The sequence below is a fragment of the Pseudactinotalea sp. Z1748 genome (assembly GCF_049725185.1).
Taxonomy (GTDB): domain Bacteria; phylum Actinomycetota; class Actinomycetes; order Actinomycetales; family Beutenbergiaceae; genus CALKWS01.
Genome location: NZ_JBMPQB010000003.1, coordinates 39,911 through 60,130, shown reverse-complemented (window position 1 = coordinate 60,130; position 20,220 = coordinate 39,911). Strand labels below are relative to the sequence as shown.

The following is a 20,220-nucleotide window of genomic DNA, read 5'->3' as shown; positions in this document are numbered from 1 at the left end:
CGACCACACGCACGGTATGACGCCTCCTAGGAACAATCGAGGGGATTAGGGTCAGCCACGCGAGTCCAGCGCCGCCGTCGTCGACGTGGCCGACACGGTGGCCTGGCCCTGGGGGATCGTCAGCACCTCACCGACGCAGATCAGCGCCTGCGCGTTGAGGCCGTTGGCCGCGACGCTCGCCGAAACGGTGCTGTCGTGGCGCTGCGCCAGTTTCAAGACCGTGTCACCGGAGACGACGGCGCGGGTGGACCTCCGCCGTCTCGGCGCCGCTCGCCTGGAGGCCGCAGCACGGCGCGCAGCCGGACCCGTCAGGTGCGGACCCAGCGATGAGAAAACGGTGACGGGACGACGCTCGGGACGGTGCCGCCCAGGGTTGCGGCTAGATGTCACGGGTAAACCTCTCCAAGGCGCCTACGAGGCCAACTGTCGGGTTCGGGTATGAGCACACCCGGCTCAGGCATCGGACTTCATCCCAAGGACCTTGAAAGCGGGCCCACATCGGGTTCCCCGTCCCTGCCACGGACGATCAAGGACCACGGTGCGGTGGCAGGGCTCGGCGTCCGCACGTGGACTTCCCGTGAAGGGGGACGAGAAGCAGAAGCGACGTTACACAAACGAACCCCCACGATCACGGTCCGCCAGCGGCTCCAGGTGAGAGTTCATCAAACCTTCATCGTCGTCACGACTCCTGCCAGGCACCCCAGGGTCCTCGCGTAGCGTCGCAAGCCCGCACCGTCACGGAGCAAGAAACCGGAGCTGGAGGAAAGAAATGAGAACCACTGAGACGATCACCACCCACCCAGGCGAGATCCTCGACCGCGACCTGCTCGCACGGGATCGACACCCTTGTCGCCTGTTCCCAGGCCTGTACCGCCTAGACGCCTGCCTCAGCGAGGACATGGTCGACCAACTGCGCAAGTGCATCCGGACCAACCTCGACTGCGCCGACATCTGTGACACCACAGCGGGTGCTGTCCCGCCACACCGGGTACGACTCCAACCTCACCCGAGCCATGCTCCAGACCTGCCTCGAGGCGTGCCGCTCTTGCGGGGATGAGTGCGCAGCCCACGCCGGCCACCATGAGCACTGCCGGTCAGTGCCGAGGCCGACCACGCCTGCGAGCAGGCCTGCACCGAACTCCTAGCGGCGGGACGCGCCGAGGTGTCGCAGATCCCCGGAGTTCAGGCCATCGAGGTCAGCGCGGCGGCGGGCCGCCTGACCGTGGCCGCAGATGGCCAGATCGACGACGCGGCAGTCATGGCCGCCATCGACGAGGCCGGCTACCAGAGCACCCAGCTGATATGCGAGCCCCGGCACGGCTCGGCTCGTACGGGCTGCTCCTCGTGGCCGTGTTTGCCGTAGAAGCCGGTGACGTCATCGCCGGCGTCGGTTCAAACGGCAGGTCCACCGGGCCACATGTGCACTTCGAGAGCCACGCCGACGACAAGTTGACCACCACAGCTGGTCTGGCTGCAGGTTTAGGGCGCAGTGGACGTCATCGCACTCCAAGAGCGTAATCCCAGCCACAACGTATACCGTCAGCGGCCGAGCACCTCGCACCTCACCTGCCGGTCGCGGCGCTGACAGGTCGTTGCGCGGTGAGGTCCTCGTGCGGGCGGTCCTCAGTGAATGCCTCAGGGTGTTGACCTGAGACGCGGTGCACCTGGCTACGACGGCGGCCCAGAACTCCGGCTGCCACGCCGACTCCAGCCAAGACCCAGACGGCCACTACGGGCACCGAGCCAAGCCGAGCGGCTAGTGTCAGGGTCGTGCGCAGCGGGAGGGTGGCAGCCATCTCCTCCGCCGTGAACAGTCCGGTGCGTGCAACGACGCTCCCGTCGGGCAGGATGATGCCGCTGACCCCGACCGTGGAGATCTGGATTGTTGCCCGCCTGTGTTCCACCGCACGGAAGCGTGACATCGCCAGTTGCTGGGTCGACTCCTGGGAGTACCCGAAGGAGGCGTTGTTGGTCGGGATGATGATGAGTTCCCCGCCTCCCACCACGCCCTGGCGGATCAGTTCGGCGTAGGCGACCTCGAAGCAGATGCCCACCGCGACATCGACCTCACGTGACAGTCGCTCCATCGGGATAGGCATGAGCCCCGGGCTCTGCCCCGCAGCCATGTCGGTAGAAACCCGGTCCACCATCGGGGTGATCCGCCGGAACAGGTCCCGGTAAGGGACGTATTCCCCGAACGGAACTGGGTGTTGCTTGGCGTAGGCGCCGCCGACCGCCTGCCCTTCCTGCCACAGCACCAACTCGTTGTAACGGATGTTCTCGCCGGTGGGGAACCGCTGCGTGCCCAGCAGGACCGGGGCGCCCGCCGCTTCGGTGGCCGCCTCGACCAGCGCGGCCTGCTCAGCGTCGGTGCGCGGGTCGATGTCCGCGGCGCTCTCCGGCCACAGCACCAGGTCCAGCCGCTCCTCTACACTTTCGACCAGCCTGCCGGTGCCCCGGGCGTGGTTCGCCGTGATCTCCCGGGCCTGCACGGCCCAACCGGCACCCTGCTGGGGCACGTTGCCCTGAACGGCACCGACACGAAGGGTCCCCACCTCCGCTTCGGCATCCAGCGGCAGAAGCGCCGGGCCCAGAGCCAAGATGAGCACCACTATCGCGACGCCCATGGCAGCCGCAAGTTGGGATCGTCGCGTCCACACCAACGCCATCAGCGCGCCGATGAACACCACTGCGGCCGAGACGAGGACTTCGCCGCCGTAGGGAGCCAGCCGCACCAGCGGCGCGTCGGTCTGGGAAAAGGCCAGGATGCCCCACGGGAAACCGCCAAACGGCCAGGAGCCTCGAAACTGCTCGACAGCGACCCAGATGATGGCACCGAGACAGGTCTGCACCACCGGGTGATCCCGTACCCAGACCGCCTGCCGAGCAACCGTCCACGCGGCGGCGAAGCCCGCGATGTACAACGCCTGCATCACGCTCAACGCAATCCATGGCACGAGCGAACCTGTCGCATGGACGACCCAGTACACGTGTGGGAGGAAGAACGCCACACCCCACACCCATCCGGTCGCCGCTGCCGGCGCCATCCGCGCCCCACGCACCGCGAGCAGCAGCAGCGCGATGCCCAGGTAGGCCAACGGCCACCATCCACGATCGGGAAACGCCAGGTTGGTCAGCACCCCACCGCCGGCGGCCATCATCACCGGCCACACAGCCTCCGAGAAGACCGGTGCCGGCGAGTCTCCAGGTGACCGTGTGGACGACGTCACGGCCACGCCCACACCACCTGCAGCCTTACCAGGCACACGGATCCCTCGACGATCGTGCTTGGCCCCGCACGCGGCCAATCACCCCGAGGACTGCGACAGTCAGTGCCGGTGCCCACGGTCAGCGTGGTCGCCAGCGCTATGCGGGAGCACATCGTCCAAGGGTGGCGACTCCTGCGATCTCCGTCGATCCCCATGCCCTCTGTGGCCACCGAACATCATCATGACCATCATCACCGGACAAGCCAGCACAGCCGCGTACAGCAACGCCTGCCCGCCGGGCAGGCCGAAGAGCCGCAGGGCGATGAACAGTCCACCCATGAGCAAGACCATTGCCTTGAGGTGACCCCTGCCGCTGTGGTTCATCGTCACTCCTTCTCAACAATGCCTCACCGAGCGGTAGAGGCAGTCCCGCACGCAACGCCTGGGCTTTCCCCTCATTTTCTGACGCTCACCTGAATAACGGGTCTCCGTTCTGTAGCGTTTTGGTGAATCCGTTGCCCCACAGCACATCACAGCGTGGACTCGCACGACCCACTCCACCCAGGGGTATCTATGCCGGGCGGCGTGGAGTTCTCGAACCGCGCCCGGCGTGGGCGAGGTGGCGGATCTCTGGCGAGCGGGTGGAGAAGTCCGTGTGCCTTCAGCGCGGATCGGGCCGACCCTCATACAAATTGGCGTGCGGGCAGAGCCGCTACTCGTTGTCACCGCCGGTGTCGTACTGCGGACCACCGACTGCGGTGCCGGTCTCTCCGACGTCGGGCCACTGCCACTCGGCGACTTCGGGAGTGTCCATGCCGTGCTCGCGGGTGTACCGGCGGGCCGCCAGCCGCGCGTCGGACATCCGCTGCCGCAGACCCGCGTAGCGCGCACCGAGGCCCGGGACGCGATCGATGACATCCATGACGAGGTGGTATCGGTCCAGGTCATTGAGCATGACCATGTCGAAGGGCGTGGTCGTGGTGCCTTTCTCCTTGTACCCGCGCACGTGGAGGTTGGCGTGGTTGGTGCGCCGGTAGGTGAGCCGGTGGATGAGCCAGGGGTAGCCGTGGAAGGCGAAGATCACCTTCTTGCTCGTGGTGAAGATCGCGTCGAACTCCGAGTCGGGCAGCCCGTGCGGGTGCTCCTTGGGGTCCTGCAGGCGCATGAGATCGACGACGTTGACCACGCGCACCTTCAACTCAGGCAGGTGCTGGCGCAGTAGGTCGGCGGCGGCAAGCACCTCCAGGGTGGGGATGTCCCCGGCGCACACGAGCACGACGTCGGGTTCGCTGCCGTCCTCCTCGGTGCCAGCCCACTCCCAGATGCCCAGGCCGCGGTGGCAGTGGTCCTGTGCCTGCTCCATGGTGAGGAAGTCTGGGCCGGGCTGCTTGCCGGCGACGACGACGTTGACGTACTGCCGGGTGCGCAGCACGTGGTCGTAGGTCGCCAGCAGAGTGTTGGTGTCCGGCGGGAGGTAGACGCGCACGAGGTCGGCGCCCTTGTTGACGACGTGGTCGATGAACCCGGGGTCCTGGTGGGAGAAGCCGTTGTGGTCCTGGCGCCACACGTGCGAGCTGAGCAGGTAGTTCAGCGAGGCGATCGGTCGGCGCCACGGCAGTTCGTCGGTGACCTTCAACCACTTCAGGTGCTGGTTGACCATGGAGTCGACGATGTGGATGAAGGCCTCGTAGGAGGTGAACAGACCGTGACGGCCGGTGAGCAAGTAGCCCTCCAACCAGCCCTGACATTGGTGCTCGGACAGGATCTCCACCACCTGACCAGCGCGGGCCAGGTTCTCGGCGCGGTCGCTGTCCAGCAGGTCAGCGTTCCACTGCTTGGCGGTGACGTCGTAGACCGCCTGGAGCCGGTTGGAGGCAACCTCGTCCGGCCCAAAGAGGCGGAAGTTGTCTGGGTTGAGCCGCATCACCTCGGTGAGCCACCTGCCCAATTCACGGGTCGATTCGGTGATCGGGGCGCCGGGGGCCGGCACGTCGATGGCGAAGTCGCGCACGTCCGGCATCCGCAAGTCGCGCAGCAGCAGGCCCCCGTTTGCGTGCGGGTTATCGCTCAGCCGCAGGTGGCCCTCGGGGGCCAGAGCAGCAACGTCCTCGACCAGCCGACCCTCCTCGTCGAACAACTCCTCAGGTCGATAGTCGCGCAACCAGTCCTCGAGCACCTGCAGGTGCTCGGCGGTGTCGCGGGCGTTGGCGAGTGGCACCTGGTGGGAACGCCAGGAGCCCTCGGTGAGGGCACCGTCGACCTCCTTCGGCCCAGTCCACCCCTTGGGGGTACGCAGCACGATCATCGGCCAGCGGGGACGCTCGACCTCCTCGGCGTCCAGCCCTGCGGCATGCTGTTTGATGTCGGCGATCTCGTCGAGTAACTCATCCAGGAGGGCGGCGAACCGGGCGTGGATAGAACTGTGATCCTCCTCGTCGAAGCCGGCGGTGAACACGTACGGGCGGTGGCCGTAGCCGCGCATGAGGTCGGTCAGTTCGTCCTCCCCGATGCGGGCGAGCACGGAGGGGTTGGCGATCTTGTAGCCGTTGAGGTGCAGGATCGGCAGCACGACACCGTCGGTCTTCGGGTTGACGAACTTGTTGGCGTGCCAACTCGCGGCCAGCGGCCCTGTCTCGGCCTCACCGTCGCCTACGACGGTGAAGACGAGCAGGTCCGGGTTGTCGAATACGGCGCCGTAAGCGTGAGCTAGGGAGTAGCCGAGTTCTCCGCCCTCGTGGATGGAGCCGGGCACCTCGGGAGCGACGTGGGAGGGAATGCCGCCGGGGAAGGAGAACTGGCGGAACAGGCGGCGCAGGCCCTCGGTGTCCTGGGAGACGTCGGAGTAGATCTCGGAGTAGGTGCCCTCCAGGTAGCCGTTGGCAACCGGCCCAGGCCCACCGTGACCAGGGCCAACGACGTAGATCGCCGACTGCTCGCGCTCCTGGATCACGCGGTTGGCATGGGCGGAGACGAAGTTGAGACCCGGCGTGGTGCCCCAGTGACCCAGCAGCCGCGGCTTGATGTGATCGCGATGGAGCGGCTCGCGCAGCAGCGGGTTGTCCAACAGGTAGATCTGCCCGACCGACAGGTAGTTCGCGGCACGCCACCACGCGTCGATCCTCGCGATTGTGGCGTCGTCCGGACCCTGCTCGCCGCGGTGGCGCCAGGTAGTCGGGGAAGCACTTGCGCTCATCATGGTTCATTACTCCTGTCTCGTGGATCCCCGCCAAGTGGCAGGCTCGTCGACTTCCTCATGGGCCAGAATTCGCCACCGTCCCGCAGGGGTGAATCAGTGGCGGTGCGCTGAAACCTCGTCCTCGCGTGGCGCAGGGACCTCTGCGCCACCGGCGGAGGGCACCTTGGGGGCGCCGTGCGCGGCGGCGGTGCTGGCCTCGGGGCTGAGGTCCAGCCGGCGCAGCAACTGGGCGTTAAGCGCCACCACGATGGTCGACACGGACATCAGGACGGCGCCCACCGACATCGGCAGGATGAACCCGATCGGCGCCAACACCCCAGCCGCCAGTGGGACGGCGGCAATGTTGTACCCAGCGGCCCACCACAGGTTCTGCTTCATCTTCCGGTAACTGGCTCGCGAGAGCTGGATCACCGACAGCACCGAACGGGGGTCGTCTGAGACCAGGATGACACCGGCCGAGCCGATGGCCACGTCGGTGCCGGCCCCGATGGCTATCCCCACGTCGGCCTGGGCCAACGCCGGGGCGTCGTTGACGCCGTCCCCGACCATGGCCACGATGCGGCCCTGGTGCTGCAGTTCAAGGACCTTGTCGCTCTTGTCCTCGGGCCGGACCTGGGCGAAGACCTGGTCGATGCCCAGGTCGGCGGCCACCGTACGGGCCACCGGCTCGGCGTCACCGGTGATCATCACGACCCGGATGCCCAACTGGTGCAGTGCCTCGACCGCCTGGCGGGACTCCTCGCGGATCTCATCGGCCAGCGCCACGGCCCCGGCCACCTTTCCGTCGATCAGCACATGCAGGACGGTGGCCCCGGCCTCCGACCACGCCGTGCTGGCTCGCAACGGCTCAGCGGAGTGCTGGGCGAGCAGCGCCGGGCCACCAACCTGGACCTCGTAACCCTCGACGGTGGCGCGCACCCCGACAGCCGTCGCGGCGCGGAAGTCGCTGGCCGGGGGCACCTGCAGTCCTCGGTCCTCGGCCGCGTCCACGATCGCCCGCGCCAGCGGGTGCTCGCTCTCGGCCTCCGCGGCCGCCGCCAGACGCAGCAGGTCACCGGCCTCGTAGGCACCGGTGGTGGTGATGTGGGTGAGCGCGGGCTCGCCCTTGGTCAGGGTTCCGGTCTTGTCGAACAGCACGGTGTCCACCACGCGCATGCGCTCCATCGCGGCGCGGTCCTTGATCAGCACTCCGCCACGGGCGGCACGCTCGGTGGAAATGGACACGACCAGCGGGATCGCCAAGCCCAGGGCGTGGGGGCAGGCGATGACCAGAACGGTGATGGCTCGCGCAAGCGCGCTCTCAGGTACCCCCAACCACAACCAGATGACCGCGGTGACGATCGCAGCGATGACCGCGTACCAAAACAGCCAACCGGCGACCTTGTCCGCCAGCAACTGGGCCCGGCTGGTAGAGGCCTGGGCCTCGGCAACCAAACGCTGAATACCGGCCAATGCGGTGTCCTCACCAATAGCGGACACCCGCACCCGGAGCGCGTTGTCAGTGGCCACGGTACCGGCCACCACGTGGTCTCCGACGGTGCGCAGCACCGGCTTGGACTCACCGGTGATCATCGACTCATCCACATCAGCGCCGCCATCGACGACCTCACCATCGGCCGGCACACGGCCACCCGGACGAATGATGACGACATCCCCGAGGCCAAGGTCTGCCGGGGCGACGGTGACGATCTGATCGCCCTCCACCCGCTCGGCCTCATCGGGCAGGAGCGCGGCCAGGGAGTCCAGCGCGGAGGTGGTCTGCGCCAAAGAGCGCATCTCCAGCCAGTGCCCCAGGAGCATGACGACCACCAACAGGGCCATTTCCCACCAGAAATCCACCTCGTGGGAGAAGATCCCCAAACTGGCGCCGAGCGAGGCGATAAACGCGGCGGTGATCGCCATCGCGATCAGGAGCATCATTCCCGGCTTGCGGGCACGCAACTCGTCGACGGCGCCAGTGAGGAAGGGGCGCCCACCCCATACATAGATGACCGTCCCAAGAACCGGGGAGACCCACTCGACCCCCGGTACGTCGGGCAGGGTGTACCCCAGGAAATCCGCAAACATACCGTTGAGCAGCACGGTGGGAATCGCCAGGACGAGCATGATCCAGAACAGGCGCCGGAACATTCCCACATGATCCCCATGTCCCTCGTGTCCGCCGTGCCCTCCATGGGCGTCATGACCAGCGTGAGATTCATGGCTGCCGTGGCTGTGGTGGGAGTGGTCCTGGCCGGAGTGCGCCGCGGCGGTCAATGGGTCGGTGACCTGGCCGGTCCTCGTCGGTATCGCCTGCCCATGGGTGGTCTGGCTCCCGTGTCCGGCGCCATGGGCGGTGTGGTGGTCGACGGGACCGCTTCCATCAGGCGTGATCTCGCCGTGCCCGTCATGGTGCTCTGGCGTGCTCATACGTTCCCCTCGTCGACAATCTCCATTCATACCCCTACAATGCATCCCTGCTGGGTGCAAAGGGGCCGAGGTGCGGCTGATCTTCATGGGTTCTTCATGAGAAGTTGCCGATTGGCGGGATCAGGCGGTCGATGATTTCGGTGGTATGTGGTGTGGTACCAGTCCGGCTCGGGTAGCGACTACCCCTCGATGTGGTTCGAGCCAATTCAGATCCTCAAGGAGGCAACCTTGCGCCTGGACTGATGCGCCACAGTTGGTGAACCGCCGGGTGGCACGTAAGCCTGAGACCCTGAGGTCCTGGAGGCTTGGCAAGAACGGCTGTGCCGAGGTAACTGACTGGTTCAAGACCTCCGGCCAGAGATCGCGCTGTGCGCAGGAGTCCTGCGCGTCGTCAGTTGGCGATCACGTTGTTTCCACAACGGCCATCATGCCGGCGTCTTCGTGGTCGAGGATGTGGCAGTGGTAGACGCTGCGACCTGGGTGGCGGGTGAAGTCGGCCAGCACACGGACCTGCCCTTGGGCGGGGACGTTGACGACGTCGCGCCAGGACGGTTGGTCAACGGGCTCTCCGTTGTCCTCGATGAGCTGCATGGGCCAGACGTGGAGGTGGAAGGGGTGGTCCATCGGGGTGGGATTGGCGATGGTCCATTCCTCTACAACCCCGGCCGTGGCGCGCTGGTCCACCCGGTTCGCGTCGAAGGCTCGGCCATCGAACCCGAGGTCCATCATGTCTCCCATTCCGCCGGGCCCCATCATCCTTCCGCCCATGCTCATGGTGAAGGCAATCTCCCGTCGGCGGTCTACGGTCCGCTCACGTAGATCCGGGTCCACCGGGCGCCCGGGCACCGGGCGCACAGTGCCCGCGTGCTGCCCGGTGACGGTGAGCGTGGCCAGGGTGACGGGCCCAGACATGCCTGCGCCCATCATGCCCATCCCGCCGCGGTCGTAGCCGAGCGCGCGGAAATCGCTGGTCCCGTTGCGCATGGTCACGAGCAGGTCCGCGCGGTTGCCAGGGGCCAGCACGACATCCTCCACCATCCGGGGCGTCGGCTCGTGACCGCCGTCGATACCGAGCAGTTCCAGGTCTTGACCGGGCAGAGCCAGGCGCAGGTAGCGGGAGGTGCAGGCGTTGATCACTCGCCACCGTTCCCGCTCACCGGGCCGGGCGACCAGGCGTGGCTGGTGCTGGCCGTTGACCAGGACCAGGTCTCCTTCGCGGCCCATCATCACCTCCTGAGCCGATACGGGTGCGATCTCTCCGTCGGCGGTCAGGGAGATATCGGAGATGATGAGGACACGTTCCGAGCTGACCGGGATCTCATCTCCGGTGACGATGATGGCCCCGTACAGGCCGCTGAAGATCTGCTCGGCCACCGTGCCGTGCCGGTGGGGGTGGTACCAGAACACCCCGGTGGGGTGATCTGGTGGCAGGTCGATGCGGTAGTCGAAGTTCTCGCCGGGCTCGATGCTGATGAACGGGTTATCTCCGTTGCCCTGCGGGGAGACCACCAGCCCGTGGGTATGCAGGTTCGTGGCCGTGTCGAGTTCGTTGCGCAGGCGTACTTCGATGCGGTCCCCGGGCCGAACCTGCCAGGTCTGCCCCGGGAGGGTGCCGTTGTAGGTCAGCACCTTTGCTTGCCGCCCGGCGATCTTGTTCACCTGGGCTGCGGGCACGAGATCCACGCGCAGCAGACCGTCCCGGCTGGCAACTAGTTCCGGCTCCACCAGTTCTGCGGCCGCGCCAGCACGTCCTGCGGTTGGAGCCAGCGGGACGCCTCCGGGATCAGTCCACGGCAGACCGGTTTGGGACAGGCCCACCCCGCCGACCACAACACCGAGCGATCCGGCTACTCCTAGTTGGAGCGCCTGGCGGCGCGTGATCGGTTCCACGTCTAGTTCTCTGAGTCTTCATCGAGTCGCCGACGCCGCTCGTCGTACTCCATGGCGTCGATCTCGCCCCGAGCGTACCGTTCGTCAAGGATCTCACGCGCTCGACCACGTCGGGCCCGGACCGGGTCTGACCGGTGGCGACGGCCGCCCAGACCTCCGACCAGCGCCACCACCAGCACCGCGATGCCGATCACCAACAGGACCAAGAAAATCCAGCCCCAACCCATTCCCCACGATCCCATGTGGCGCCAGTCCACAAGCACACCTCCGCTGTGGTTCGCCGCCTCCGGTTTCCAGAGAGGTCCAGCTCCCCGATCACTCTTGCCTCACGGCGTCGAGCATCTGTTCCATCTCGGCGATCTCGGCTTGTTGGTCATCGATGATCTTCTGAGCCAACTCCAGCGCCTGGGGGTTCTCCCCGCCGTCGAGCTCGGCCTGGGCCATGTCCACCGCGCCGCGGTGGTGAGCGATCATCAGTTCCAGGAACCGCTGGTCGAACTCGGCGCCGGATAGGGACTCCAGTTCGGCCATGGCCTCCTCCTGGCTCATGCCTTCCATGTCCATGCCATGGTCCATACCCTCCATGCCACCCGCCGGGGAGGTCTCCTCCCCCCAGGTTTCGAGCCAGGAGGTCATCTGTTTGATCTCCGGGTCCTGCGCGGCGGAGATCCGCTCCCCGATGGAACGCACCTCTTCGCTGTCAGCCTGCTCCTGGGCCAGGTCAGCCATCTCGATGGCACCCTCATGGTGGATGATCATCATCTGCGCGAACATCGTGTCTTCGTCGTTATGCATGCCCTCTCCTTCCGTCTGCGAGGTGTTGTTGGTTGTCTCCTCCGCAGCCGGCTCATCCGGCGTGCCCTCCCCTCCGTCAACGCACGCGGCGAGGGAGAGAGTCAGAGCGATCCCGCCGGCAACGGCCGCGAGTCGGGTCCTGCGTGTCACGGGGTTCTCCATCTGCTGAAAGTCGGCGACGAGCAACGTAGGCCCAGCCGCAGCCGGCAGACCTTTCGTCCGCGGCTAAAGGAGCCTAACCACGCACGACGCACCGACACCAAGGCCCGAGCGGCCTCACGGGGATTCTTCATCGAGTCTTCATCCCCTTTACCTGCTTCGGCCCGGTGGGCGCAAGGGCTGAGTCGTTAAGGCGTGAGGCCGTTGTGGGCAGGGCTGTTCAGCCTGTTCCCCGGTAGTTGCCAATGCCCTGCGAGCGGGTGGTTGGGTCAAGGGGGCGCGGTAGCGCTCGCGTAGCGACGCCGTAGGCGCCCTTGAGGCGGCCGCCCGGGAGCAGATCATGATGGCCTTCGGGGGGCAGGATGCTGGGAGTGGAACTGGTCCACGGTTGCAGGCAAAGGGGTCAGGGGGCCTCCTGGTCGTTGGTGGTCTTCGGTGTGATCGATGGTGTGGTTACCTGGGGGTGCGGATCTGGTTCGGGCCGAAGCATCCAGCCTTACCTAGGTCCGCGGAGCCCTTCCTGGCTCCGGTGACATGATGATGGATTGGGTGTCTCCCGCCAGCGGGAGACGCGGCCGCTCAGTCTTTTGAGGCCGTCCGCATAGTCCCTGCGCGGCAGGGACGTCAAGCAAGGCGGACAGGGGGCTTGCTGGAGCTGGCCGCGTGGGCACATCGGTTTGATGATGGCGCCACTGCCCGTACCGATCCTCACTCGCCAGTGACCACACCGCTGCTCACACCCGGGTGAAGGCGTCGTCGCCGAGTTCGGAGAGGATGTGGCAGGCCCGTCGAGTGATCTTGCGGGCTTCCGACAGCGCCGCGCGTTTGCCGTCAATACGGTCCTTGACCTGGGCGTAGTAGCCGTGGTCCGGGGCGCTGACCCGAGCGTGAGTCTTACCGGCCTCATAGACACACCATCGCAACACCGGCGGACCTTGGCGAGACAGGTGTCCCGGTGAGCGCTTCCCGGCCGAGGAGTACACGGTGATGTCCAGCCCGGTGAAGCGGACCGCCTTACGGGTCGAGGAGAACCGATCCGCACCCGCGAGCCAGCAGGTCAGCGCCAGCGCGGTGACCTGCCCGACCCCATAGATCGAATCGGCCAACACCTTCGAGCCCTTGAGGTGGCGGGCGATACCACCCAACTGTCGACGCAGTTGGTCCAGGTGTGCCTCAGTAGCCTCGAGCATCTCGGTCCCGGTCCCGACCTGGACCTTGCCTACGGCCGAGAGTTGGGCTGCGGCGATCTCGGTCAGCCGCCGGCGACCCTCCCAGGTGCTCAGCCCTGCCTCACCGAGCCCGGTGGCGCCCTGATGGAACAACACCGCATGGATGCGCTGGACCCAGGCGGTGTGCTCACGCCGTAGGTCGTGGTACAACTCCAGCAACGCCCGATACTCCAAGATCTGGCTCGGGGGGATATAGCACTCGGGCAGCCGGTCATCGGTGAGTAGTTCCCGGATCAGCCGCGCGTCGGCCCGGTCGGTCTTCGCGCGACGCTTGGGCCCGCGCGCCGCCGCGGTCTCGGCCGGCTCAGCCAAGTGCGCCCGCACCCCCGCCCGGGTCAGTTCCTCGACCACATATCGCCACCCGGTGCAGCCCTCGGTAGCGAACTCAACATCGTCGCGACCGGCGAACCGTTCCAGCCACGACCTCAGCCGGGATCGATCGGCCGGGACGATCTGCCCGGTCTGAACCTCACCGGTGAGCGTATCGAGATAGTCGAAGGTGATCTGCTTTCGGTGGACATCGAGTCCGCCTATGATGGACATTGGGACCTCCTCAAGCTCCAAAGACACCACGTTGTCGAACGCAGTCTCTGCTGACACCAGCAATCATCCTGCGTCTGAGCTGAGGAGGCCCCGCCATTCACCCCCAGTCCACCGAGGCCCACCCGGCTCAACCAGCCACCTAGGCCGGATGCATGTCATCTTTGTCAGGGCAGGGGCGGGAGTGGGTCGGCAAGCGGGACTGGCTGAAGGTCAAGCACCGCCACACCCGGGAGGTGGTCTGCGGGGCCGTCACCGGCAGCCTGTCCCAGCCCCAAACACTCGTGGCGGGCCTGAAAGTCGGCGGCCGCTTGCGCATCGTTGGGCGCACCACCCCGCTGCGGCCCGAGCAGCGCCGCGCCCTGGCACCACTACTGCGCTCCCCCACCGGCACCCACCCCTGGCCCGCAGAAGTGCCCCCATCTGCCATCGACCGCTTCACCAAGGACCGCTCCCCGGTCCACCTGGTCCTGGTCGATCCGATAGTCATCGAGGTCAGTGCCGACACGGCCTGGTCCGGTTCGTCCTTCCGGCACGCGCTGCGGTTCATCCGGCCTCGCCCGGAAGTGCAGCCAGGTGACGTGCATCCCTGAGTTTCCGCAAGCGGCGTCGCTCGGTGCCTGCGCATGGGTATAGGTAGACCCCCTTAGTGCGTAGCAGTGGAAGGAGCGACCCCGGTGGCCAGCAAGATCGAACGCATCAGCGTCAAACTCCCCGCGGGTTTCGACGCCCGCAAGCACACCAATGCGGTGCTGGCCAAGATCAGCCAGAAGCACGGTGAGGGCTGGGAGGTGGACTCCATCGATCCCAAGGCGGGGACGCTGACCGCTTCCCGGTTCGCTCAGGTCACCGAGGTCAGCGCCACCGAATCGGCCAACACGATGGTGCTCGGGTTGGCCCGGGGCACCAAGCCCAGCGACGGGGAGAAGATTGCCGCAAAGTTCGAGGACGCCCACCCGGGGTACAAGTTGACCAAGTTCGACCCCTACCTGGGGCAGGCGACGATGACGAAACTGACCGGCCCGGTAATCCGAGCCCGTGAGGCCATCCGGGTCGCCCTGGGCGTCAAGCCCTGGGATGTGCAGGTGCGCCAGACCCGCGACGGTGGCTTCGCGGTGGAACTGCCCAACAGTTACGTCCCCTCCAAGCACGACGACAAGCTCACCGAGGTGGCTGAGGGAGTCATCGGCCGGCCAGGGTGGTTCGTCACCACCGACCCCGCGAAACTCAACGCGAAGATCACCCCGGCAGACCCGCCCACGTTCCCTGCCGCGATCCCCTACCCAATGGACAAGATGAGGGGGTTGGACCACAACTACATCCCGATCGGGATGGACCTGCCCGGCAGCGGAGAGAAGACCGGCAGGGACACCACCATCTCCTTCAAGGCCGCCTCCTACATGCTGCTGGGAGGTATCCCCCAGTCCGGTAAGAGCGTCACCCTGGATACCATCGTTGCCGGCTCTCTGGCCTCGGGGTCCGAGCTGATCCTGGTGGACACCCCCGAAAAGTCAGTGGATTTCCTATGGTGCCGGGACTTGGTGCGCCCCGGTGGGTGGGGGTGCGACAGTCTGGAGGCGGCAGTGACGGCCCTGGCGTTGATGTACGAGGAGGGTCAGCGGCGCGCATCGATCCTGCGTGAGCACAAGGTGGTCAACTGGACCGAGTTGCCCAAGTCGGTCCAGTTCTCCCCGCTCATCGCCATCGTCGATGAGTACGCCGCGCTGGTGGGCGCTGAGAAGGTGCCATCAGGTATTCCCAAGACCCATCCCATCGTGCAAGAAGCCTTGCAGACCAACCTGCTCAAAGCACAACTGGAGCGGTGGGTCTCCAAGATCACCGCTGAGATGCGGTTCGTCGGGCTGCGCATGGTGCTGTCCTCTCAGGTGACCAACGCCACCACCGGGCTGCCGCCGGCGATGAAGGCCAAACTCGGTCACCGGTACCTCATGGGGGCCAACCCATCGAAAGCAGCCCGCAACCAGTCCTTCAACGACGAATCGGCCGTCCCTTTCACACCGGAGTACATCCGCAAGGATGAGGCAATCTCCCGCGGTGTTGGCGCCTACGAATCTGAAGGCCGCTCTCCGTCTGTGTTCAAGTCCTACTTCGCCTCCAGCCAGGAGTACCGCAAGGTGCTGGGCAGGCTTGGAGTCCCCACAACCAACCAGCCTGCGCCGACCGCCGAGCAGATCGCCCGCCACACCCCTTCCTTGGACGATGACGGTATGGACGATGGCCCGCCACCTTCACGCCTGGATGGGAGTGGATGGGGTGAGCAGGACGGACGCGATGCACCACCGCCGAAGTTGAAGGGGGCCGCCGCAGCCGCTCACCAGTTGCGGGTGGAGGCCGCCCAGACCGCGCAGCGTGGTTGAGCCCTTCCCGGGCTAGCACTCGGGAAAGGAGTAGAAGATGAGCCGTTACGCAGAGAACACCAAGGTGCCCGTTGACCGGTCCCGTGCCGAGATTGAGCGCACCCTGGAAAGGTATGGGGCCGACACCTTCGCTTACGCCACCACCTCCGACCGGGCGATGGTGGAGTTCTCCGCGCACAACCGGCGGGTGAGGTTCCTGCTGCCGCTGCCGGAGGCATCCGAGCGGCGTTTCACCCACACGCCCACCGGTCAGAAGCGAACCGCACCGGTCGCCAAGGCCGAACGGGACAAGGCGGTGCGGCAGGCGTGGCGGGCACTGGCGCTGCTGATCAAGGCCCAGCTGGAAGCAGTGGAAGCAGGAATCGTAACCTTCGAGGTCGCCTTCCTGCCCTACACGGTGCTGCCCTCAGGTCGGACCGTGGCCGACGACGTGGAACCGCTGGTGCAGCGCGCCTACGCCGATGGGCAAGTGGCCCCGCTGCAGATCGGGCCACCGGGCACCTGAAAGCGCGCTACACCCACAGCCCGGACACATCACCGACATGAGCACTCACGACGTCGCCTGGAGGTCTCCAGCCCGCCAGCCCTCCGGCCAGCCCACTGGGGGCCAGTTCGCCGAGACCAGCAAGCCCGCTTCGGGGGTGAACCTTTCGCCTCCGGGCCAGGCCCCTGAAGGCATCCAGCCCTGGGAGTTGATGGAAGCCATCCGTAGTGGCGCCGTCTGGGACGTGGAGACCGTGGCAATCCGCGACAACTGGGGGGCCAAGGACTGGGATGAGTGGGAGGACGCCCGCGAGCAGGCCGAGCTGGAAGAGGCTCGCGCTGAGTCCGTGCAGTATGAGGGCCTCACCGCCGGCGTCCACACCTCAGAGATCGACGGCGCCCTGGTGGTCCAGGTGGACACCGAAGAGGGGGCCAAGGGACGCAACATCCGCATCGTGGTCAATGACGGCGACCCGGTGTACGACGGTAACCCTGAGCAGGACGAGACGGTAGAGCAGAAGGTCTACGGACACTCCCCCGCCGGACCGGCACACCAGTTGGACAAGGTGATGGATGAGTACCACCGCATGACGATGCGGATGGAGCAACTCTCGGCTCAGGTGGTGGCCGGAGCGGTCAGGGCTGAGTTGCCCGAGGCCAGGTACGTGTCCCTGGAGGAGTCTGACCAGGGTGACTACTGGGACGGTGCGGCAATCCTGGACGCCGAGCGAAACGTCATCGGACACTGGTCGGACATCGACGCAGAGAATGACGACGCGATCGCGCTGTCGAACCTTCGCCCCGATGCCTCCTATGAGTTCATTCCGCCGCGGAGTGATGACCGCAAGTTGCTCGACCTGGACCTGGCCGGCCAATACGGGCGCAACTGACCGACCCGCAGGAGCAGAAGGACACCCCTGGACGCCGCCTGGACTGGAGTGCCCGGCTACGCCTTCTCGGCGGTGTCCCCATCATGTTGGTCAGGTCGGCGTGAACGGCCTCACGCGGCCACGTCCCCCTCCCGTGGAGCACCGGCCAGTGATACGTGCAGGGGCACCTCGCGCCACTTCGACTGCGGTGCGTCCTGCGCACCTGCCGGAGTGGTCCAGCGCACCCCGGCGCGGCCGGTGTAAGTCGGCAGGAATGGGGCGAGGATAAACAGCACCGGCTCCTCGGACTCTTGGAAGCGGTTGTCAATGTCCCGGCTGCGCCCCAAGGTGGCGCGCAAGGTGAACCGGTCGGAAGCATCCACCGAGATCTCATCCACCGACATCGAGTTACGGGCCGCGGTGTCGGCATGCTCACCAGGTAGTGGGAGCATGACGATGTTCTTGCCCTCACGCACCTTGAACGGCCCATTGATGCGGTAGCGCTGCCGGCCAAGTCGAGACAGTGGAAACACGGTGCCGTCCAGCATCGCATGGTGGCGCCCAAGGGTGTCGGTCTGCGTCAAGAACTCCCACCGCGAGGTAATGCCGACCACTGAGTCGAACCGGCCGCAGTCATGTGACAGGGACCCCGCCCCGGCGTAACGCATCAGTGCTGACTCCTGGGTAGCCATCTGGCGGGCGATCTGACCCATGCGCTCGGGCTTCTTAGCAGGAAGGCCGACGCCGCTTGTGCCTCCGAGCCCGGCGTAGACCGTTCCAGCCAGCTCACGTGCCGCACTGACCGAGCGCGGTGAGGCGATGCCGAAAGCCCTGGCCCAATCGGACAGGTCTTCGGTGTCGTATCCGGTCGGGGCGAAGAACTTCGCCGACAGCGCCTTGGGCAACTCCACCAGGCGGGTGGAAGCGGGCAGGGCTGCGGCCAGTTGCAGCGCCCTGCCAAGGTGCGACCCGGCCTCAGCGGCACGGCGGATCAGGTAGCGGGTGGTGGGGGCATCGGGGGTGAAGATGACACCACCGATGCTGGTCAGCCAACGCCCATCCTCTTCCACAGTGCGGGTGGGCAGGAACTTCTCAGCCAGCGCGGGAAAATCAACCGGTTCCCACTGCGAGCTGTCATCAGCCGGGTCGCGGTCGACCAACTTGCCACCCTTGCGAGTGACGAAAGTGAAGGACGGCACGGTGGCACCTGGGTCCAAGCGGGAGGTGTCGGGGTACATCACCGATGGGATCGCCAGGCGCTCCAGCGGGCGACCGGCGTGGGCGGCGCGGTTGCGGTTATCGATCTCGAACCGCTCGAATCGAGAGGTGGGGCGCGAAGGGGTGATGGTCGAGGTGGTCATGCCTCATGGGTGTGCGGGTGTGCCGCGCTTGTGCCACCGGTGCTACTGCTGGCTGGCGGCATGCAGCAGTTCGGCGATGCCACGAACACCCTTGGCCCAATCGGTGGTTCGCACCGGCGGTGGCACCTGGCCGTCGTCGTGGTGCTGGATGAGCGCCCGCACTTGCGGCATGCGGTAGTCGCGCACCTGCTCGACCACTTCCTGAGTGCTCACCTGTGGGGCGAGTTTGATGGCATCTGCCACCAGGTGCACCAACTGCACGTGGGCCTGGTCGTACTGGCCGGCCAGGGCGTGGTCCAGCACCGAGAAGTAGTAGGTGTAGTGGGCCTCATCTACCCATGTGGCGGCCGTGTCGGTGGCGCTCACGGCTTGATCCTGTTCTTCGTCAGCGCCTTACGAACCGATAGGTGGCCTGCGGCCTCCTGTTCGTCCATGGCGGTTGCGGTAATGACCTGGCGCCAGTCGTTGGAGGTCACCCACGTCAGGTGCGTAATGTGCCGGGAGGCCATCACACACAACCTGCCCAGGGACCGGGAGTGGGAGGAGCCGACCGGGGAGCCGAAGAACGGGTCCACGGCCACCACTACTGCCCACTGCCCGCCCTGCAGGCGGTCTGCGGTGCCCACAGTGACCTTGGCCAGCCCCCTGGCGCGCAGGAGCGCAGACAGGGCCGAGGTCTGCTCGTTGCGCGCGGCCACCACCGCCACGTCCTCAGGGGCGACAGTGAACTGCCCACCATCGGAGGTCACGGTACGTCCAATCAGGTCCTCCACCCGCTGCGCGGTTGCCTCCATCGCCTTGCGGTCCGACACGCCCTCAGAAGGGTCCACAATGAGGGCTTCCAGTTCCCGGGCGCCGGACAGTGCCACGTCGGGGCGGGCCGAGTCGAAGGTGAAGTCGTACAGCGGTGTGATGGCTTTGACGGTTTCCGGGCCGAGCCGGTAGGAGTGCGGCAGCCGTAGTTCCACAGCATCGGCGCGCCGCAGGAACCCCTCAGGTGCCCGGTGGTGCGGGGCGATGCTCAGCCGGTCCCACGGTGCGGTGTCCACCGTCGTTGGCGGGCCGATCTGGCCGGGGTCGCCCACCAGTAGCACCTGCTCGGCGCCTTCGGCCGCGGAGGTGGCATCAGCGAAGGTGACTTGGTAGGCCTCGTCGATGATGAGCAGGTCGGCCACTGGGGGGCTCATCTTGCAGGAAGCCACTGTGCGCACGATGAGGGAGTTGTTGCGCTTGGCCAACTCCCGCTCCACCGTTGACCAGCCGGGGGTGATGACATCGCGCAGATCCTTGGTGAAGGAACGTCCGGACACCTCCACCGCGCCAATGCCTGCACGCTGGGCGATGCGCACCGCCAGGGCTTCACCGGCTGCCACGGTCGGGGTCGCCAGGACCACCTTCAAGTCCGTCTCGTGCTGCAGTCGGTGCGCCACGGCAGCCACCAATGAGGATTTCCCCGCCCCTGGCGGACTGTTCACCACGGTCACCGGGTTTCCCCGCCACGCCTGCCAGAGCGCCTGGGCCTCCACCGAGCCAGGGGCCAGTTCGCCGGGGGCATTGGGGTCGGGCTGTTGGGATGGGGGCAGTACCTGCGTCGGCTCGGGGGTCACAGCGGGCTTCAGGCCCAGATCTTCAAGGTTGATCACGGGGTGCTCCACAAGTTCTCGGCGGCGGTGTCTTGCCCCTTGGGTGTGCGACCGGGCCT

16 protein-coding genes and 1 riboswitch are annotated in these 20,220 nt (G+C 66.5%); of the genes, 4 read left to right on the top strand and 12 right to left on the bottom strand.

All coding sequences use genetic code 11. The features are described from left to right. Positions 1-51: 51 nt before the first annotated feature. The 9 genes from ACO0LU_RS07595 to ACO0LU_RS07555 form a co-directional block, all read right to left on the bottom strand. Positions 52-216 (bottom strand): hypothetical protein, encoded by a 165-nt coding sequence (locus tag ACO0LU_RS07595; protein WP_424789333.1) that lies wholly within the window; start codon positions 214-216, stop codon positions 52-54. 177 nt (positions 217-393) lie between these two features. After that, positions 394-567, bottom strand: a riboswitch (cyclic di-AMP (ydaO/yuaA leader). Between the two features lie 995 nt (positions 568-1,562). After that, on the bottom strand, positions 1,563-3,158 hold the full coding sequence (lnt, locus tag ACO0LU_RS07590; RefSeq protein WP_424790806.1) for an apolipoprotein N-acyltransferase: 1,596 nt from the start codon (positions 3,156-3,158) through the stop codon (positions 1,563-1,565). A 171-nt stretch (positions 3,159-3,329) separates the two neighbouring features. Further along, positions 3,330-3,593, bottom strand: a complete 264-nt coding sequence (locus ACO0LU_RS07585; RefSeq protein ID WP_424789331.1) for a DUF2933 domain-containing protein — start codon at positions 3,591-3,593, stop codon at positions 3,330-3,332. Positions 3,594-3,921: 328 nt separating this feature from the next. Next, positions 3,922-6,402: a phosphoketolase family protein gene (locus ACO0LU_RS07580; protein WP_424790805.1), complete on the bottom strand. Its 2,481-nt coding sequence runs from the start codon at positions 6,400-6,402 to the stop codon at positions 3,922-3,924. A gap of 96 nt (positions 6,403-6,498) precedes the next feature. Then, positions 6,499-8,814: a heavy metal translocating P-type ATPase gene (locus tag ACO0LU_RS07575; protein WP_424790804.1), complete on the bottom strand. Its 2,316-nt coding sequence runs from the start codon at positions 8,812-8,814 to the stop codon at positions 6,499-6,501. A gap of 402 nt (positions 8,815-9,216) precedes the next feature. Then, positions 9,217-10,704 carry a multicopper oxidase family protein gene (locus ACO0LU_RS07570; RefSeq protein WP_424790803.1) on the bottom strand — a complete coding sequence of 496 codons (1,488 nt, stop codon included), beginning with the start codon at positions 10,702-10,704 and terminating at the stop codon, positions 9,217-9,219. 2 nt (positions 10,705-10,706) lie between these two features. Next, positions 10,707-10,961: an SHOCT domain-containing protein gene (locus tag ACO0LU_RS07565; protein WP_424790802.1), complete on the bottom strand. Its 255-nt coding sequence runs from the start codon at positions 10,959-10,961 to the stop codon at positions 10,707-10,709. Between the two features lie 58 nt (positions 10,962-11,019). Then, the gene (locus tag ACO0LU_RS07560) at positions 11,020-11,499 is read right to left on the bottom strand and encodes a DUF305 domain-containing protein (RefSeq protein ID WP_424789372.1); all 480 of its coding nucleotides are present in this window, start codon (positions 11,497-11,499) and stop codon (positions 11,020-11,022) included. A gap of 893 nt (positions 11,500-12,392) precedes the next feature. Beyond that, positions 12,393-13,430 (bottom strand): IS110 family transposase, encoded by a 1,038-nt coding sequence (locus ACO0LU_RS07555; RefSeq protein WP_424789373.1) that lies wholly within the window; start codon positions 13,428-13,430, stop codon positions 12,393-12,395. 152 nt (positions 13,431-13,582) lie between these two features. On the opposite strand from ACO0LU_RS07555, the gene ACO0LU_RS07550 reads away from it, so the two are divergent. The 4 genes from ACO0LU_RS07550 (at position 13,583) to ACO0LU_RS07535 (ending at position 17,178) form a co-directional block, all read left to right on the top strand. Next, entirely contained in the window at positions 13,583-14,020 is a 438-nt protein-coding gene (locus ACO0LU_RS07550) for a hypothetical protein (RefSeq protein ID WP_424790801.1), read from the top strand. 84 nt (positions 14,021-14,104) lie between these two features. Beyond that, positions 14,105-15,805 (top strand): cell division protein FtsK, encoded by a 1,701-nt coding sequence (locus ACO0LU_RS07545; RefSeq protein WP_424790800.1) that lies wholly within the window; start codon positions 14,105-14,107, stop codon positions 15,803-15,805. Positions 15,806-15,842: 37 nt separating this feature from the next. Continuing rightward, positions 15,843-16,310 (top strand): hypothetical protein, encoded by a 468-nt coding sequence (locus ACO0LU_RS07540; protein WP_424790799.1) that lies wholly within the window; start codon positions 15,843-15,845, stop codon positions 16,308-16,310. 37 nt (positions 16,311-16,347) lie between these two features. Continuing rightward, the gene (locus ACO0LU_RS07535) at positions 16,348-17,178 is read left to right on the top strand and encodes a hypothetical protein (protein WP_424790798.1); all 831 of its coding nucleotides are present in this window, start codon (positions 16,348-16,350) and stop codon (positions 17,176-17,178) included. Positions 17,179-17,288: 110 nt separating this feature from the next. Here ACO0LU_RS07535 and ACO0LU_RS07530 read toward each other — a convergent pair whose 3' ends face one another. Genes ACO0LU_RS07530 through ACO0LU_RS07520 form a run of 3 tightly spaced genes read right to left on the bottom strand, consistent with a single transcriptional unit; the run spans position 17,289 to position 20,161 of the window. After that, a complete protein-coding gene (locus ACO0LU_RS07530) occupies positions 17,289-18,518 on the bottom strand; it encodes a hypothetical protein (protein WP_424790797.1) in 1,230 nt (409 codons plus the stop codon). 42 nt (positions 18,519-18,560) lie between these two features. Next, on the bottom strand, positions 18,561-18,884 hold the full coding sequence (locus tag ACO0LU_RS07525) for a hypothetical protein (RefSeq protein ID WP_424790796.1): 324 nt from the start codon (positions 18,882-18,884) through the stop codon (positions 18,561-18,563). Continuing rightward, a complete protein-coding gene (locus tag ACO0LU_RS07520; RefSeq protein ID WP_424790795.1) occupies positions 18,881-20,161 on the bottom strand; it encodes an AAA family ATPase in 1,281 nt (426 codons plus the stop codon). The genes ACO0LU_RS07525 and ACO0LU_RS07520 overlap by 4 nt, the downstream gene beginning before the upstream one ends. Positions 20,162-20,220: the final 59 nt, after the last annotated feature.

Excerpts from the sequence above, each read along its gene's own strand:
- lnt (WP_424790806.1), bottom strand. The coding sequence starts at position 3,158 with ATGGCCGCCGGCGGTGGGGTGCTGACCAACCTGGCGTTTCCCGATCGT.
- ACO0LU_RS07585 (WP_424789331.1), bottom strand. The coding sequence starts at position 3,593 with ATGAACCACAGCGGCAGGGGTCACCTCAAGGCAATGGTCTTGCTCATG.
- ACO0LU_RS07580 (WP_424790805.1), bottom strand. The coding sequence starts at position 6,402 with ATGAGCGCAAGTGCTTCCCCGACTACCTGGCGCCACCGCGGCGAGCAG.
- ACO0LU_RS07575 (WP_424790804.1), bottom strand. The coding sequence starts at position 8,814 with ATGAGCACGCCAGAGCACCATGACGGGCACGGCGAGATCACGCCTGAT.
- ACO0LU_RS07560 (WP_424789372.1), bottom strand. The coding sequence starts at position 11,499 with ATGCATAACGACGAAGACACGATGTTCGCGCAGATGATGATCATCCAC.
- ACO0LU_RS07555 (WP_424789373.1), bottom strand. The coding sequence starts at position 13,430 with ATGTCCATCATAGGCGGACTCGATGTCCACCGAAAGCAGATCACCTTC.
- ACO0LU_RS07550 (WP_424790801.1), top strand. The coding sequence starts at position 13,583 with ATGTCATCTTTGTCAGGGCAGGGGCGGGAGTGGGTCGGCAAGCGGGAC.
- ACO0LU_RS07540 (WP_424790799.1), top strand. The coding sequence starts at position 15,843 with ATGAGCCGTTACGCAGAGAACACCAAGGTGCCCGTTGACCGGTCCCGT.
- ACO0LU_RS07535 (WP_424790798.1), top strand. The coding sequence starts at position 16,348 with ATGAGCACTCACGACGTCGCCTGGAGGTCTCCAGCCCGCCAGCCCTCC.
- ACO0LU_RS07530 (WP_424790797.1), bottom strand. The coding sequence starts at position 18,518 with ATGACCACCTCGACCATCACCCCTTCGCGCCCCACCTCTCGATTCGAG.